Here is a 15,966-nt window from a genome sequence, read left to right on the forward strand (position 1 = left end):
GAATTCCGCTACGGTTTAACGAACGAGCTTTTTTCTTTTGAAATAGATTTGGTTGCCAGTAAATGGAACGTCATGCTGAGCTTGCCGAAGCATCTCACGTGCTGATGTTGCCATAGTAACTCAACGTCAGCACGCGAGATGCTTCGACAAGCTCAGCATGACGTTCCTTTTACTGGCAACTCATAATTTCCGCACCAACAGCAGCCCGTCGCGCATGGGCAGCAGCACGTTTTCCACCCGCGGGTCGGCCTGCACTTTGGCGTTGAAGGCGCGTACGGCGTGGGCGTCCTTGTCGGCGGGTTTCAGTGGGTAGTCGGGCAGCACCTTGCCGTTCCAGAGTACGTTGTCAATCAGGATGAAGCCGCCGGGCCGCACCTGGGGCAGCACCAGCTCGTAGTACGTGTCGTTGTTGATTTTGTCGGCGTCGATGAACACCAAATCCCAGGTTTCGGCCAGCGCGGCCAGCACCCGCCGGGCGTCGCCGATGTGCAGCCGAATCTGGTGTTCCAGGCCCGCCTCGGCCACGTAGCGCCCGATGCGGCCGGCCAGCTCGGGGTTCTGCTCGATGGTGTGCAGCAGTCCATCGGGGGCCAGCCCCTCGGCCAGGCACAGGGCCGAGTAGCCGGTAAACGTGCCCAACTCCAGCACCCGCCGCGGCCGCACCATGTGGCTGAGCATGCTCAAAAGCCGCCCCTGCGCGTGCCCCGACAGCATCCGGGCATGCAGCACCTGCACGTGGGTTTCGCGGTTGAGGCGCGCCAGCAGCGGGCTTTCGGGGCTGGTATGGTCGTCGGCGTAGCGCTGGGCGTCGTCGGGGGAGTACATAGGAGGAAGGGTAGAAGTCTGGAAGAATGTCATGCTGAGCTTGCCGAAGCATCTCGCGTGCAATTCTAATCAAACGATAGGGTTACATCTGCCCGCGAGATGTTTCGACTTCGCTCCGTCCTTGGCTTGATGCGCCGCCTGCTCAGCATGACTGTTCTTTCAACTTCCCAACTCAACCACCGGCACCAACCGAAACTTCCAGACTTGAAAACCGGCCTTGCCGGGCTCGTGCACGGCGGCCACTACCCGATAAAGTCCTTCGTAGCGGTAGCCGAAACCCGCCTCCACTGCAACCCGCCGAAAAACCCGCACCGGGCGGCCGGTTGCGAGGCTTTTGTGCATATACAGGTTGCGGCCGCTCAACTCCTGGTGCGCCGTTTGCCGGCCGGTGCGCGGGTCGCGGCCACCGCTGCCCGAGTACGTCAGGTCGTGCTCCCGAAAGTCGTCGTCCTCATACTGGTCGGCCAGAATAATGGATTCGGCCCCTTCGTCGGCCGAGCCGCTCACGCCGGTGCGCGTGGGCCGGTGCAGCCCGGCCCGGCTCAGCGCCAGCCGGCTGTCCAGCACATCGCCCGGCCGGTAATAGCTGATGTGGCCAAAGATGGGCATGAGGTGAGATGGTGAGATAATGAAATGGTGAGTTTGCTATTCGGGTGGCCTGACCTCCCAAGTGGAACAAGGGTCTTGTCATGCCAAAAGGAGCCGTTGGTACAGCCGTCCGAGCAAGATAAGTCCCTCTAGCGCTGGCTTGATGCGCTCTATACTCAGGATGACAGCACGTCAACTCACCATTTCACTACTCACCATCTCACCTACTCCGGCACGTACTGCAGCACGCTCAGGTTGTCGTCGGTGAGGATTTCGTTGGCTATTTCCAGCAACTCGGGGGCGCTGATGCAGCGGACGCGGTCGAAGATTTCGTTGATGCTCTCGACGCGGCCCAGGTCGAGGGTGCTTTTGGCCAGCAGCTGCATCAGGCCGCTGTTGCTTTCCTCGGCCATGGCCAGCTGGCCCATCAGCTGCTCCTTGGCCGTATGCAGCTGCGAGGTTCCCAGGGTTTGCTCGCGCAGGCGCTTAAGCTCCTTCTGCACCAGGGCCACGGTGCGGTTCACCTGCTTCTTCTCGGTGCCGAAGTAGATGCCGAACAGGCCCGTGTCGGTGTAGGGCGAGTAGGTGGAGTCGATGGTGTAGACGAGGCCATACTTTTCGCGCACGCCCAGGTTGAGGCGCGAGTTCATGCCGGGGCCGCCGAGCAGGTTGTTGAGCAGGAAAAACGGCACCCGCCGCTCGTCGTGCAACGCGTAGGCCGGCCCGCCAATCAGGCAGTGGGCCTGGGTGATGGGCTTGCGCTCCAGCCGCTCCAGCCGCTGGTAGCCCTCGAAGCCCAGCCGGGGCCGGGCACCCAGCCGGGCCGGCAGGGGGGCCAGATACTTGTCGGCCAGCCGCTTCACTTCCTTGAAGGGCAGGTTGCTCACCGAGCTGAACACCACCCGGTCGGTGCGCACGTTGTCGGCCAGAAACTGGTGGAAATCGGCCTGCTGGAAGCCCGCCACGCTTTCGCGGGTGCCCAGAATGTTGTGGCCCAGCGTGTGGCGGGCAAACACCACGTCGTCGAAGTCGTCGATGATGGCGTCTTCGGGCGCGTCGTGGTACATGGCCATTTCCTCCAGAATCACGCCGCGCTCCTTTTCAATCTCCTTTTCGGGGAAGACGGAGTTGAACGTCAGGTCGGTCAGCAGCTCGAAGGCCCGCTCGAAGTGGGTGCTCAGCAGCGAGGCGTAGAAGCAGATTTTCTCCTTAGTAGTATAGGCGTTCAGCTCGCCGCCCACGGTTTCGAGGCGGTTGAGAATGTGGAAGCTCTTGCGCTTGTGGGTGCCCTTGAAGGCCATGTGCTCCCAGAAGTGCGCCAGCCCAAGCTGGTGGGGCTTCTCGTCGCGCGAGCCAATGTCGAGCAAAAACCCACAGTGGGCGATTTTGGTGTGCGGAACCTGCTTATGCAGCACCCGAATTCCGTTGGGCAACTCGTACAGGTCGTAATCAGTCATTTCAGAGGATAAAGGGAAATTGAGCACTCAGGGACCTGGCTTTTTGCACCAGCGGCCCATCGGCCCCGCCCGGTATAACCACGCAGCGGCGCGGTAGGTTGCAAAGGTACAATGAGGTGAGATGGTGAAGGAACAGTCATTCTGAGCGGAGCGAAGAATCTCGCGTGCCAAAGTATCTCCTATCATCAGGAGTTACCATTGCACGCGAGATTCTTCGCTCCGCTCAGAATGACCGTCCTTTTACAACCTGACCACCTCACCTAAAACCGCCAGCAGCTGCTCGGTTCTAATATCGTGGGCGCAGCGGAAGTGGCCCAGGGGGCAGGCGGCGTGGCCGTGCAGGCCGCAGGGGCGGCAGGGCAGGGGCCCTTCGATTTCCACGATGCGCGAAAACGGACTCAGCGGCCCGAACCCGAAGGCCGGCACCGTGGAACAGTACACCGCGCACACCGGCGCACCCACGGCCGAGCACAGGTGCATGGGCGCCGAATCGTTCACGTAGTTGAGCACCGCCCCGCGCATGAGCGCCGCCGAGGCCAGCAGCGACAAACGGCCCGACAGATTCACCAGCCCCGGCCGGCCGCTCAGTTCCAGCAGCCGCTGGCAGGCTTCGGTGTCGGGCGGGCCGCCGAGCAAAAACACGCGGTACTCGGGTGGTAGCGCGGCCAGCAGCTTTAGCCACTGCTCCTCTGGAAACTGCTTGGTAAACCACACCGACGTGGGCGCGATGCAGATGTAGGGCCCGCCGCCGGCCGCCGCCACGGCTTCGGCGGCCGCCTGCTCGTCGGTGGCGGAAGGGTAGAGGCGGGGCGGCACCACCGGGCCCTGGTAGCCGGGGGCCAGCAGGCGCAGGTTGCGCATTACCTCGTGCACGCCGTCCTCGATAACGTGCGGGGCGGTGCGGGTGAAAAACCGGGCCAGCGGGTTCTTATCAAACCCCACCCGCTCCGGCGCGCCCGAAAAGGCCGTCAGCAGGCCGGTGCTGGCGAAGCGCTGCAGCGTAACGACGCGGCCGTAACCCGTGCGCCGGATCTGGCCCAGCAGCCGCAACAGGCCCCGGTACTTGTCCTGCTTCTTGTCCCACACCAGCACCTGCCGCACGTGCGGGTGGACCCGCAGCAGCCCCTCATTGCCCTTACGCACCAGAAAATCGACGGGCGTTTCGGGCTCGGTGCGGTGCAGGTACTCCAGCAGGGCCGTAGCCAGAATCACGTCGCCGATGAAGGCGGTCTGGATGAGCAGGACGGCGGGCGGGGTAGTGGGCATGGCGGGCTGGGTGGGCACACAAAGATACGGTAGTAGGGGCGGGGGAAATTGACCGTCATTCAGAGCGCGGCGAAGAATCTTGCGGGCTGATGTCGGGTTACTTGTTACAGCCTCAGCCCGCGGGATTCTTCGCCGCGCTCTGCATGACGGTCAATTACTACTTAACTTGGCCCGGCCGCTTCGGCGGCTTTCATCTGTTCTACCTCATCCCTGCCCTTATGCGCTACGGCCCTATTTCGCCCGATTTGTTCGTTGAAAACCGCCGCCGCTTCCGCGAGCTGCTGCCGCCCAACTCGCTGGCCATCTTCCAGGCCAACGACATCATGCCCACCAACGCCGACGGCACCATGCCGTTCCGCCAGAACAACGACCTGTTCTACCTGAGCGGCGTCGACCAGGAAGACAGCATCCTCGTTATCTGCCCCGACGCCACGCTGCCCCAGCACCGCGAAATCCTGTTTCTGAAGGAAACCAGCCCCGAAATCCTCATCTGGGAGGGCTACAAGCTCACCAAGGAGCAGGCCCGCGAGCAAACCGGCGTGCGCACCATCATGTGGCTCGACTCGTTCGAGGCGGTGCTGCCGGCCCTCATGAACGAGGCCGATCAGGTGTACCTGCCCAGCAACGAGCATATCCGGGCCGTGGTGGAGGTGGAGACCCGCAACGCCCGCTTCATCAAGCGCTTGCAGGCGGCTTATCCGCTGCACCAGTACCGCCGCGCCGCTCGCCTGCTCGACCAGCTGCGGGCCATCAAAAGTCCCGAGGAAATCCGGCTCATGCAAAAGGCCGCCGACCTCACCGAGGCCGCTTTCCGCCGGTTGCTTTCGTTTGTGAAGCCCGGCGTGATGGAGTACGAGGTAGAGGCCGAAATCTTCCACGAGTTTCTGCGCGGCGGCTCGCGCGGCCCCGCCTACGGCTCCATCATCGCCTCGGGGCCCAGCGCCTGCATCCTGCACTACGTCAGCAACGACCGCGAGTGCCAGGCCGGCGACGTGATGCTGCTCGATTTTGGGGCCGAGTACGCCAACTACGCGGCCGATATGTCGCGCTCCATCCCCATCAGCGGCACGTTCAGCAAGCGTCAGCGGGCCGTGTACGACGCCGTGTTGCACGTGATGAAGTTCGCCACGGCCCGGCTCGTGGCCGGCGGCAATATTGAGGAGTACCACGCCGCCGTGGGCGCCGAGATGGAGCAGCAGCTCATCAAGCTGGACTTGCTGAACGCGTCGGATGTGAAAAACCAGGACCCCGCCGCGCCGCTCTACAAGCAGTACTTCATGCACGGCACCAGCCACTACCTGGGCCTCGATGTGCACGATGTGGGCCACAAGTACCGCACCTTCGAGCCGGGCATGGTGTACACCTGCGAGCCGGGTATTTACATTCCGGCCGAGGGCCTGGGCATCCGCCTCGAAAACGACATTCTCATCACCAAAACCGGCAACGACGACCTGATGAAGAACATTCCGCTCGAAGCCGACGACATCGAGCGGCTGATGCGCCGCTAGGCAGCCGGCGGGCTGTTTACCAACAGCGTGCCGTCAATTTAAGGCTGGTGGTCATTTTCAACTCCGAAAATGGCCGCCAGCCTTTTTTTGCGGCCGGAATTCGGCTCGTTTAACTTTTTTTTTCGGGCGCTTTTTGGGGCAGCGCCGGAGAGCAAAGGTCCGGGGAAATTGCGCTGAGGCCGGAGGATGAAAAAAGCCCCGATTTGCCTGATCCGGTGCGTAATAGCTGATCTGTAGGCGTAGCCGGCCGCAAAATTAATAACATATTAGAGCAACCTAATTTTGTGTGGGCCGGTATAGGCACCATACCCGTGCTCGAAAGCCGCCGGTGCGGTTGCCAGGCCGGAAAGCCTACCTTTGCCTTCTCAAACCTCTTTCCTTATGAAAAAAATCCTAACCTCCATCGCGGCCTGTGGTCTCGCGATGTTGTCGTTGGCTCCCGATGCGCAAGCACAGACATCGGACCGTAAGACCAACATCAGCGTGTACTACAACTGGCTGCAGTACCACGGCGACCTGGGTTCAGAGTGGTTCAAGCACAACAAGGTAGAGTACGGCGCCGGCGTAACGGTGAGCCGCTACATCGCCCCGGGCCTCGACATTGGCCTCGACCTGAGCTACGGCGACATGAAGTTCTCGGCCGACTATCCGAAGAACACTTACTACAACGTGCGCCGCTTCGATGCCAACGTGGTAAACGTGGGCGTGCCGATCAAGCTGAAGCTCAACAACGGCTGGGCCCTGAAGGAGGACGCGTTCATCGCGCCTTACCTGGTGGTGCAGCCCGGCGTATTCTTCGCCAGCCCCGACCTGTACGATATCAACGACAAGGTAACCGGCAACTCGGACGTGTACGCGTTTGACATTGCGGCTGCCGCTGGTATCAAGTTCAACTTCTCGGAGACGGTGGGGCTGTTCATCCAGACCGGCCAGCATTACCCGCTCACCGACCAGATTGACGGCATCACCAACGTAGGTAAGAAGAACGACCGGTACCTGCAGCACAAGCTGGGCCTGAGCTTCAACCTGGGTAAAGCCAAAGACACGGACGGCGACGGCGTATCCGACCGCAAAGACAAGTGCCCCGACACCCCCGCTGGCGTAGCCGTGGACGAAAACGGTTGCCCGCTTGACGGCGACAAGGACGGCGTTCCGGATTACCAGGATCAGTGCCCAACCGAAGCCGGTACCGCCGCCATGATGGGTTGCCCCGACCGCGACGGTGATGGTGTTGCTGACAAAGACGACGAGTGCCCCGACCAGGCTGGCCTGCCCGCCCTGCGCGGCTGCCCGGATGCTGATGGCGACGGCGTAGCTGACAAGAACGACAAGTGCCCCGACACCCCGGCCGGCACGCAGGTAGATGCAACCGGCTGCCCGCTGGTAGTAGATGCTGACGGCGACGGTGTTCCCGACAACATGGATAAGTGCCCCAACACTCCGGCTGGCACCCGCGTTGACGCTAACGGCTGCCCAATGGAAGTGAACCCCGCCCTGCGCAAGCTGGAGCAGCCAATTCGCTTCGAGACGAACAGCACCGTAATCAAGCGCACTTCGTACGGTACCCTCGATAAGATGGTCCAGGCCCTCAAGGACAACCCCGAGTACAGCCTGCGGGTAATCGGCCACGCCGACTCGCGCGGTACCGATGAGTACAACCAGGGTCTGTCGGAGCGTCGTGCCGGTTCGGTGAAGCGTTACTTCACCGGCAAAGCCCTCGACCCCGCTCGCATCGTAACGGAAGGCAAGGGTGAGTCGGAGCCTGCCGCTCCGAACACTTCGGCCACCAACATGTCGAAAAACCGTCGGGTAGAATTCAAGTTTGAGTTCTTCATCCCGAACGCTCCCCAGCCCTAAGGCTTCGGAAGCCCAGTAAAAAAGCGGCGTACCCACCGGGTGCGCCGCTTTTTTGTTGCCGTGCTCTTCGTGTTTTGCGGTTGCGCAAGCCGGCCGGGCCCAACGGCCGGGCGGGTATTGCGTAAAGCAGCAACACCGTACTGTTTCCTCTTCCTTCTAACCAGATGCTTATGAAAGTTCGTTTCGCTCCCTTGCTGCTGGCCATTGCGCTGCTGTGGCTGGCCGGTTGCCGGGCCAGCGGTCCGGGAACCCCGGCCCGCACAGTGGCCCAGTTTTTCAGCAAGTACGAAAACCGCCCCGGCTTTAAGGCCACCGACTGGAACGCCGGCCTGGCTACCCGGTTTCTGCTGGGCCGCCTCGGCAAGCTCGGCGGCAACTCCGACCTGAGCCAGGCGCTCACCTCCATCCGGAGCGCCAAAATCCTCACCTTCACGCCTACCAGCAACAGTGCCCAGCAGCTGCTGACTGATGGGCTCGACAAGGAAGTGGCCGGCCTGCTGGCCAGTGAGCGGTACACCCCGCTGCCCGTAGCCAACGCCGACCCCGACATCCCGAACCAGCTGCGCTACTCGGTGCGCGAGCAGAACGACCGCGTGACGGAGCTGGTAGCCGTGGGCGGCGAGAAAACCACCGGCTCGTTTGTGCTCATGGCCATCAGCGGCAGCTTCACGCGCGCCCAGGTGGCCGAGCTGAGCAAAGTGCTGCCCAACGTGGCCAGCGGCGGCTTTTAGCCGGCATCAAGCCCCCAATTGCCATCCGCCCCCATAGCCCAGGACCCTATCCTGCGTTATGGGGGCGGATGGCAATTGGGGATTTCGGGACTTTAGCGTCCGGCCGGTTAAAAGGCCAAATCGTTGAGGAAAAATACGTCGCGCACCGCCCCGCGCTCGGGGCGGATGGTCTGGTAGCCAACGGCCAGAAAACGGCTGCCGTACCAGGGCATCAGGTGCTCCTGGTAGGTGCTGATGGTTTTCTCGCTGCTTTTCTGGGTGCCTTCGGGCGTGGCAGCGGCGAGCGGGGCCGTGCGCAGGCGCACCTGCCAGTCGTTAGGCGAGGGCGTCGTCTGGTCAACCAGCTTGTAATAGAGCTTGTCGTCTTTCAGGTAAGCCAGCACCATGCGCCCGTCGGCCAGGGGCCGGTGGGCCACGGTTTCTTCTAGCTGGGCGCGGTTGATGTCATCGAGCAGAAACGAGTTGTCCCAGAGCAGGTTGCCCTGGCGGTCGAGGCCCATCACAATGGCGTGGCTGAAATGGTAGCCGCTGGGCGGACGGCGGTTGCTATAGAAGCTGTTGTAGCGCGAGGGGTAGCCGAAACCGCCCGGCCCATAGCCCCCGTAGCCGTAGGGGAGGCCCGCGAAGCTGCCGGGCAGGGCCGTATAGGCCCCATTGCCGCTGGTGTAGCGGGCGTAGTATACCTCGGCTACCAGCACAAAGCCCTCGGGCGTGGGCAGCATATCGTGCATCAGCAGCTGGTAGCGGTGGCGCGGCTGGCGCGACCCATCAGAGCCCTCGCGCAGGCGGGCCTGGCGCTGGCGCAGCCGCGCCACCCGCGAGGGCTTCATAAAGTCGAAGAAGTGCTTGAAGTTGAGAAAGTCGTAGAAGCGCAGCGAGCGGCGCTGGCCCGTCGGCGTGGTGCCGGCCGTCAGGTCGGCCGCGAACAGGCCCTGCGAGAAGCGCGAGTCGCGCAGCGTGTAGGTGCCGGCCAGTATCCGGGCCGCGCTGTCGCCCGAGCTGAGCTGGGCATCGAGCAGGCCCCGCTCGGAGCCGGCCTGCACAAATTCGGAGCGCAGCAGCTGGCCCTGCTGGTCGAGCTGCTTGAGCTGCAGGCGCGACTTAAAGCCATTGGTTTCGCTCAGAATCAGTTCGGCCCGCCGGGTAACCGAGTCGGCAACCAGCGTAAAGCGGGCCGGCATCGGCTCGTATACCGAGGGCAGAAACTGGAACTGCGCCGTGGTCAGGTTCAGCAGCAGTACCGTCAGGTGCTGGTTCACTTCCACCGTTACAAACAGGTTGCCGTCGAGGGCAGTGAGGTTATGAATCTGGCGGGCCTTTTTGGTTTTGAACTCGCCGGTGGCCAGCTCGCCGGTGCGCGTATCATAGGCTGCTACCCAGAGCGTGCCCTCCACGGTGCCGCTGAACAGCGCGTACACATCGGTGCCCTCGGCGCAGATGCGCTGGAAATCGTAGCCCCGCGGTACTTCCAGCGGCCGGGCCGGCGCGGGCCGCAGCTGATAGTCGAGCTTCTGAAAGGAATAAGTGGGCCGGCTCGTCAGCCGCCCGTCCTGCTCCACGAGCAGCACCACGCTGCTGTCTTCGGCCAGCGGCTGCACCTGCACCTCGCTGCTGGTATACTGCAGCGGCAGTTCGGTGCGTAGCTCCTGCCGGGGCTCTATCGGGGGGCGGGCGTCTTTTGATTTCTGGGCCCGCAGCCCCGGCGCGGCCAGCAACAGGCAAAAAAGCAGTAGCGTGTATCTCATAGCAGTAACCACCGGGCTTTCAGGGAGAAGGGCTACGGTAAGATACGCAGAAGCCCGGGCTCTGCCTAACACCGGTAACTTCCGGATGATGCCCGCCCCCGCCAGATTCCACAAGTGGAATGGTGAGATAGTGAAACGGTGAGTTAATGTTCGGGGGGGGCCTGCTGCGCTGCGTGCGCCAGATGGCCTCCGCAACGTCAACTCACGGCTTCACCTTCTCACTATTGCGCCTCTCCCAGCTCCAGCAGCACGTCGAACTCTTCGGGCTTGAGCGGCATCACCGACAGGCGCGACTGGCGCAGCAGGGCAATTTGGCTCAGGCGCTCATCCTGCTTGATGCGGGCCAGCGAAACGGCGGCGGCCAGGGGCTGGCGCGGTACCAGGCGCACGGCCACCCAGTCGGTGCCGGCGGGGGCGGTGGCATCGGGGGCGGCGGGCGTGGCTACTTCGGCTATGCCCACTATCTGCTTGTCGCTCACGCTGTGGTAAAACAGCACCGGGTCGCCGGGCTGCATCTGGCGCAGGAAGTTGCGGGCTTGGAAGTTGCGCACGCCGGTCCAGTCGGTGCCGCCTTCGTGCACAAAGGTGGTCCAGGAGTAGGCCGCGGGTTCCGATTTAACGAGCCAGTAGTTCATAGAAAAGCAAGTGAGTTTCGGCGCAAACATAGCGCAAAACGGCCCGGCCGCCCACCAGCAGGGGCAGCCGGGCCGCTAAGCCGGTAGAGGCCGGGGCGGGCCGGTTAGGGCAGGTAGCGGGCCGTGAGGCGGTCGGCCACTACCGACACCACTTCCAGCCGCATATCGGGACGCGAGTTGTCGGTTACGTGAATCAGGAAAACAGGCTTTTCGGGGCTTTCGCGCTTCCAGGTAACCGGGTGGGTAGTGGGGCCGGGCCCGATGCCGGGGGCAATGTACACGCCCGTACCGTCGGCATCGAGCCGGAACCCGTCGCCGCCCTCCATGGGCATGTTGTAGCGCTCGGGCGGGGTGGCCCAGACATACCCTTCGGGCCGATAGACGGGCGTTTCGTTGCGCTGGGCTTCGTAGGAGTTGATCCAGAGCTTACCGAAAAAAGCGTTGCTAAAGCTCTGGGAGTCTACTTGTTTTTCTATTGGAGCTTCGGTGGCCTTGCTGGCGCAGGAGCCCAGGAATAAGGCCGTGGCGGCCAGTAGTGTCAGCAGGAGAGTACGCATGGGGATGGAGGTATAAAAGTGGAAGAATAAGCGCCACCCGCCGGCGGCCGGCTTAGTAGTCGCGCCGGGCCTGCAGCTGGTCGGTTGCGGGTTTAGTAATCAGCAGCAGGTAGCCTTTACGGGCCGCATTGCGAAAGGTGATGCGGTATTTCTGGCCGCCTTCCCGCTGCCAGGTGCCCGGCCGCGTTTCCGGGTTGTCGACGGGGTCGAGGCCGTACTCCAGAAAGCTGCCGTCGGCATTGAGGCGGAACCCATCGTGGCGCCAGGCCTGCTTCGGGTTGGTGGTCGAGAAAATCGAGTGGCCATCGTCGCCGGCCTGATAGGTGTTGTACCAGTTCTTGTCAAAAACATGGTCCGGCGTCGGTTCTTCCGATTTTTTGCAGCCCGCCGGCAGCAGTAGCATGGTTGCCGATAAATAGAGCAGAAAACGCATAAGGTAAGCGGTAAGAAATCAGGCAAAAGCACCCATCAGCAAGAGCCGGCGCCCTGTTGATGAGTTGCAAAGGCCTATAAATCTTTGCGCCGCACCTTCAGCACGTTGTTTTCCAACGACACCACATCGAGCGTGTAGTCGGGCTCCTGCTTGTCGTCGAGGCTGATGAGCAGCGTATGTTCGTTCTGCATTTTCCAGCGGCCCTTGTGGCCTTCGAGGCCGTCGGTGGGGGCAATGTCGTACTGCGTGAACAGGCCGTTGCGCTCGAAGGCAAAGCCCGTCCGGCCCCGCGAGGGCGGAAAGGCGTAGGTGTTGGGCCGGTACACGAGCACGTCGGCCTGGTCTTCTTCGTGGGCGTGCAGCCAGGTGCCTTCCAGTTGCTTGAGGTTGGGCGGCAGGCGGGCGCTCTGCGACTCGGGTTTGCAGGTGGCGGCCAGCAGCAGCACGCTCAGGGTGGCAAGAACAGTGAATAAACGCATGGCGGAAGGAGTAGATGAGCGGTAAAAGTACCTTACGTAAGGTAAGAAACGGTTGGTCCAGGCGGGCGGACGTGGCAGGAGCGGGGCCGGCCCGCCGCGCTACGGATGCACCAGGGCCCAGCCCTGGCCCTGGCGGATAATCAGCTCGCCGTTGCCGCTGGGTACGAAGGCCAGAAACGGCCACAGCTCCTGTTTGCTCACGTTTCGCTCGCGCATGGTGTTCAGGCACTGGGCCAGCATTACGCCCCGGCTTAGCAGCGCCCGCAGCTCGGTCTCGTAGGGCTGGTCTTTCCGAAACGCCGTAATGCCGCCCGAAAACGCCACCAGCTCAATCTGCAGCCGGCCCTGCAGGCGCGGGTCGTCGAGGGCGTTGCGGATGTTGCGCAGCGTCATCTTAATGTGGTCGGCATCGGCGCTGTTGAGCTGGTAGATGGCGTTGTACTGAACCTTATCAGCGGTTGCCCCCTGAAAGGTGCCCTGCTGAAAGGCTTGCTGGTCGGGGCTGAGGGTAGGCATGGTCTGGGCTGAAACCGTGAGGGCACGGCTGCCCAGCAGCAGCGCCGTCAGCAGCAGTTGTCGGGAAGTCGTCATAAGCCCTGATACGGCAAAATGGCGGTCCGGGCCCATGCCGGCGCTGCCCCGGTACCCGCCATCAGCAGGCATAAGGCGGCGGGCGGGCGGTAATCGACGTATATCGGCGGGCACTCTGTTCCCCAGTCATCCCCTCACGCACTACCTTTGCCCCTCATGGACAACCGCGCCCTAACCCGAGCCTTTCGCCTGGCGGCCCAACTGCTGGAGCTGCACGGCGAGAATCAGTTTAAAATCCGGGCCTACGAGGGCACCGCCAACGCCCTGGAGGCCCTGAGCTTCCCGGTGGCCGACGTGGAGCGCACCGGCCTGCCCGACCGCACCGGCCTGAGCAAAACGGCCGCCGCCAAAGTGGCCGAAATGCTCGACACCGGCTCGTTCGAGGAGCTCGACCGGCTGCTGGCCGCTACCCCGCCCGGCGTGGTGGAGCTGCTGAAAATAAAAGGCATCGGCCCCAAGAAAATCCGCACGCTGTGGAAAGATTTGGGCATTGAGGACGCGGCCCAGCTGCGCACGGCGGCTGAGAACGACGAGGTGAGCAAGCTCAAGGGCTTCGGCCAGAAAACCCAGCAGGCCCTGCTCGACGCCCTCGATTTCACCGACCAGAGCCGGGGCAAAGTGCTGTATCCGCAGGGCGAGGAGCTGGCCCACGAGCTGCTGGCCCGCCTGGAGGCCGCCCCCGGCACCGAGCGCGCCGCCGTGAGCGGGGAAGTGCGCCGCCGCCTCGAAACCATCGAAACCGTGCAACTGGTAGTGGCCACCAGCAACCCCGCCGCCGCCCGCCAAACTCTCAACGACCTCGACGGCCTCACGCTCGACCCGCGCCGTAGCGGCCCGTTTGCCTGGCGCGGCACGGCCACTGCCTCGGGTGTGCAGGTGGAAGTGCGCCTGGTTTCGTCCGCCGATTTCACCAACCAGCTGCTGCTGACCTCGGCCACCGATGCCCACCTGAGCGGCGCGCTAACCGACGAGCTGCCGGCCGCTGGCCAGCCCGCCAGCCTGCGCCAGTGGCTCAAGCGCGAGCAGTTCGCCACCGAAGCCGACTTGTACCAGCGCGCCGGCCTGCAATACGTGGAGCCCGAACTGCGCGAGGGCCTCTGGGAGCTGCCGCTGGCCCGCCAGAACCAGCTGCCCCAGCTGCTGGAGCCCGGCGATTTGCGCGGCTCGCTGCACAACCACAGCACCTACTCCGACGGCAGCCACACGCTGCGCGAAATGGCCACCTTCCTGCGCGACGGCGGCTACGAGTACCTGGGCATCTGCGACCACTCGCAGGCCGCCCACTACGCCAACGGCCTCTCGGTGGAGCGCGTGCGCCAGCAGCACCAGGAAATCGACCAGCTCAACCAGGAGCTGGCCCCGTTCCGCATTTTCAAGGGCATCGAGTCGGATATTCTCTCCGATGGGGCCCTGGATTACCCGCCGGCCGTGCTCGAAACCTTCGATTTCATCGTGGCCTCGGTGCATTCCAACCTGAAAATGGACGAGCGCAAGGCCACCACGCGGGTGCTGCGGGCCATCGAAAACCCCTACACCACCATGCTGGGCCACCCCACCGGCCGGCTGCTGCTGCGCCGCGAGGGCTACCCGCTCGACCACAAGGCCGTCATCGACGCCTGCGCCCAGCACCACGTCATCATCGAAATCAACGCCAACCCCTGGCGCCTCGACCTCGACTGGCGCTGGGTGCACTACGCCCTGGAGCAGGGCGTGCAGCTCAGCATCAATCCCGACGCCCACCACACCAACGGCTACGCCGACATGCGCTACGGCGTGCTGATGGGCCGCAAAGGCGGCCTCACCAAAGCCACGACCTTCAACACGAAATCGGTAGAAGAAGCCGCCGACTACTTTGCCCGGCGCAAAGCCAACATCAAGCCCCCGCTCGAATTCCAGGATTCGCTGTTTGGGTAGCTCAGTTGCCAGTGTCCAGTTGCCAGTTGATAGTTCGTTCTACTGACTGTCAATCGGACACTGGCAACTGGCAACTGACCACTGGCAACTGATATGAAAATACTGATTCTGCGGTTTTCCTCCATCGGCGACATCGTGTTGACGACGCCCGTTATCCGGGCCGTGAAGCAGCAGGTGGCGGGGGCGGTGGTGCACTTTGCCACCAAGCCTGCCTTCCGCGGAATCGTAGAACACAACCCCTACGTTGACCGGGTGCACTGCCTGACGGGCAGCCTGGGCGAGCTGGTGGCCGAGTTGAAAGCCGAGCAGTTCGACTTCGTCATCGACCTGCACCACAACCTGCGCACGGCCCTCATCAAGGCGCGGCTGGGGGTGAAGTCAAGCAGCTTCGACAAGCTGAATGCCCGCAAGTGGCTGCTGGTAAACTGGAAGATTGACACGCTGCCCCGCGTGCACATCGTAGACCGCTACCTGGCCGCCGCCGCGCCGCTGGGCGTGCGCAACGACAACCGGGGGCTCGACTATTTCATCCCGGAAGCCGACGAAGTGGACGTGGCCGCGGTGCTGCCGCCCGCCTTCCAGCGCGGCTACGTGGCCTTTGCCATCGGGGCCCAGCACGCCACCAAGCGCCTGCCCGTCGAGCGCATTATCGAGCTGTGCGGGCTGCTGCGGCAGCCGGTGGTGCTGCTGGGCGGCCCCACCGACGAAAGCACCGGCCACATCATCGAGCTGGCCTTTGATGCGGGGACGGCCGCCTCGCCGCCTGCGGAGCGGCAGCTGCCCGAGAGCCCGTACTACTTCCCCGGGTCATTGAGCCCGGAAGATCCCCAAACCATCATCTATAACGCCTGCGGCAAGTTCAACCTCAACCAGTCGGCCTCGCTGGTGCGGCAGGCGCGGCTGGTGGTGAGCCATGATACGGGCCTGATGCACATAGCAGCGGCTTTCCAGAAGGAGATTTTCAGCGTGTGGGGCAACACTGTGCCCGAGTTCGGCATGTACCCCTACCGCACCGAGTTCCGGCTGCTGCAGGTGGAGGGCCTCTCGTGCCGGCCCTGCTCAAAAATCGGCTTTGATAAGTGCCCCCAGGGCCATTTCAAGTGCATGCGCGACATCGTGTTCCACCTCGACCTGCCGCCGGCCCGCGACGGACGCTGACGCAGTGCATTGAAGCGGGCGGCCTGGAAGAAGAAGAGTATATAACGATGATGAGAATTTACTTTGCTTAAGCCGGCTGTCAAGCCTATTTTCTGGTAAAGTTCTGTTAGGCAGGTTTTAACGGCTGGGTTAGGGTTGATAAAAAAAGAAATAAGGGAAGCGGTGATCTGACGGAGAATTACTACTTTTCGGAGAAATTCAATTCAGTCGCGTGGCCCTTTT

15 protein-coding genes are annotated in these 15,966 nt (G+C 62.9%); 5 read left to right on the top strand and 10 right to left on the bottom strand.

The genetic code is table 11. The features are described 5' to 3' along the window. Positions 1–180: 180 nt before the first annotated feature. The 4 genes from BMY67_RS03395 to BMY67_RS03410 form a co-directional block, all read right to left on the bottom strand. Complete coding sequence (locus tag BMY67_RS03395) at positions 181–825, bottom strand: O-methyltransferase (RefSeq protein WP_092768273.1); 645 nt, start codon at positions 823–825, stop codon at positions 181–183. 159 nt (positions 826–984) lie between these two features. Beyond that, on the bottom strand, positions 985–1,434 hold the full coding sequence (locus BMY67_RS03400) for a YDG/SRA domain-containing protein (RefSeq protein ID WP_092768275.1): 450 nt from the start codon (positions 1,432–1,434) through the stop codon (positions 985–987). A 203-nt stretch (positions 1,435–1,637) separates the two neighbouring features. After that, positions 1,638–2,870 carry a M16 family metallopeptidase gene (locus BMY67_RS03405; RefSeq protein WP_092768277.1) on the bottom strand — a complete coding sequence of 411 codons (1,233 nt, stop codon included), beginning with the start codon at positions 2,868–2,870 and terminating at the stop codon, positions 1,638–1,640. Between the two features lie 240 nt (positions 2,871–3,110). After that, positions 3,111–4,136, bottom strand: a complete 1,026-nt coding sequence (locus BMY67_RS03410; protein WP_092769576.1) for a glycosyltransferase family 9 protein — start codon at positions 4,134–4,136, stop codon at positions 3,111–3,113. 218 nt (positions 4,137–4,354) lie between these two features. Between BMY67_RS03410 and BMY67_RS03415 the strand changes: the two genes are divergently transcribed. From BMY67_RS03415 to BMY67_RS03425, 3 genes are all read left to right on the top strand, one after another. After that, a complete protein-coding gene (locus tag BMY67_RS03415; RefSeq protein WP_092769578.1) occupies positions 4,355–5,644 on the top strand; it encodes an aminopeptidase P N-terminal domain-containing protein in 1,290 nt (429 codons plus the stop codon). Between the two features lie 381 nt (positions 5,645–6,025). Beyond that, complete coding sequence (locus BMY67_RS19770) at positions 6,026–7,501, top strand: OmpA family protein (protein ID WP_092768279.1); 1,476 nt, start codon at positions 6,026–6,028, stop codon at positions 7,499–7,501. Positions 7,502–7,671: 170 nt separating this feature from the next. Next, positions 7,672–8,232: a DUF4252 domain-containing protein gene (locus BMY67_RS03425; RefSeq protein ID WP_177189667.1), complete on the top strand. Its 561-nt coding sequence runs from the start codon at positions 7,672–7,674 to the stop codon at positions 8,230–8,232. A 107-nt stretch (positions 8,233–8,339) separates the two neighbouring features. Here BMY67_RS03425 and BMY67_RS03430 read toward each other — a convergent pair whose 3' ends face one another. The 6 genes from BMY67_RS03430 to BMY67_RS03455 form a co-directional block, all read right to left on the bottom strand. Further along, positions 8,340–9,977 (bottom strand): hypothetical protein, encoded by a 1,638-nt coding sequence (locus tag BMY67_RS03430; RefSeq protein ID WP_143069680.1) that lies wholly within the window; start codon positions 9,975–9,977, stop codon positions 8,340–8,342. A gap of 221 nt (positions 9,978–10,198) precedes the next feature. After that, positions 10,199–10,612 carry an EVE domain-containing protein gene (locus BMY67_RS03435; protein ID WP_092768284.1) on the bottom strand — a complete coding sequence of 138 codons (414 nt, stop codon included), beginning with the start codon at positions 10,610–10,612 and terminating at the stop codon, positions 10,199–10,201. A gap of 104 nt (positions 10,613–10,716) precedes the next feature. Beyond that, positions 10,717–11,169, bottom strand: a complete 453-nt coding sequence (locus BMY67_RS03440; protein ID WP_092768286.1) for a hypothetical protein — start codon at positions 11,167–11,169, stop codon at positions 10,717–10,719. A gap of 52 nt (positions 11,170–11,221) precedes the next feature. Continuing rightward, positions 11,222–11,602 (bottom strand): fibroblast growth factor, encoded by a 381-nt coding sequence (locus BMY67_RS03445; RefSeq protein ID WP_092768288.1) that lies wholly within the window; start codon positions 11,600–11,602, stop codon positions 11,222–11,224. Between the two features lie 74 nt (positions 11,603–11,676). Continuing rightward, positions 11,677–12,081, bottom strand: coding sequence for a hypothetical protein (locus tag BMY67_RS03450; protein WP_092768290.1), 405 nt, complete (start codon positions 12,079–12,081; stop codon positions 11,677–11,679). A 99-nt stretch (positions 12,082–12,180) separates the two neighbouring features. After that, entirely contained in the window at positions 12,181–12,672 is a 492-nt protein-coding gene (locus BMY67_RS03455) for a DsrE family protein (RefSeq protein WP_092768292.1), read from the bottom strand. A 156-nt stretch (positions 12,673–12,828) separates the two neighbouring features. On the opposite strand from BMY67_RS03455, the gene BMY67_RS03460 reads away from it, so the two are divergent. Together BMY67_RS03460 and BMY67_RS03465 are read left to right on the top strand one after the other, a co-directional pair. Further along, on the top strand, positions 12,829–14,586 hold the full coding sequence (locus BMY67_RS03460) for a helix-hairpin-helix domain-containing protein (RefSeq protein ID WP_092768294.1): 1,758 nt from the start codon (positions 12,829–12,831) through the stop codon (positions 14,584–14,586). 93 nt (positions 14,587–14,679) lie between these two features. After that, complete coding sequence (locus BMY67_RS03465) at positions 14,680–15,744, top strand: glycosyltransferase family 9 protein (RefSeq protein ID WP_092768296.1); 1,065 nt, start codon at positions 14,680–14,682, stop codon at positions 15,742–15,744. Positions 15,745–15,966 lie beyond the last annotated feature (222 nt).

The sequence above is a fragment of the Hymenobacter actinosclerus genome, assembly GCF_900111515.1.
In the GTDB taxonomy this organism is placed as follows: domain Bacteria; phylum Bacteroidota; class Bacteroidia; order Cytophagales; family Hymenobacteraceae; genus Hymenobacter; species Hymenobacter actinosclerus.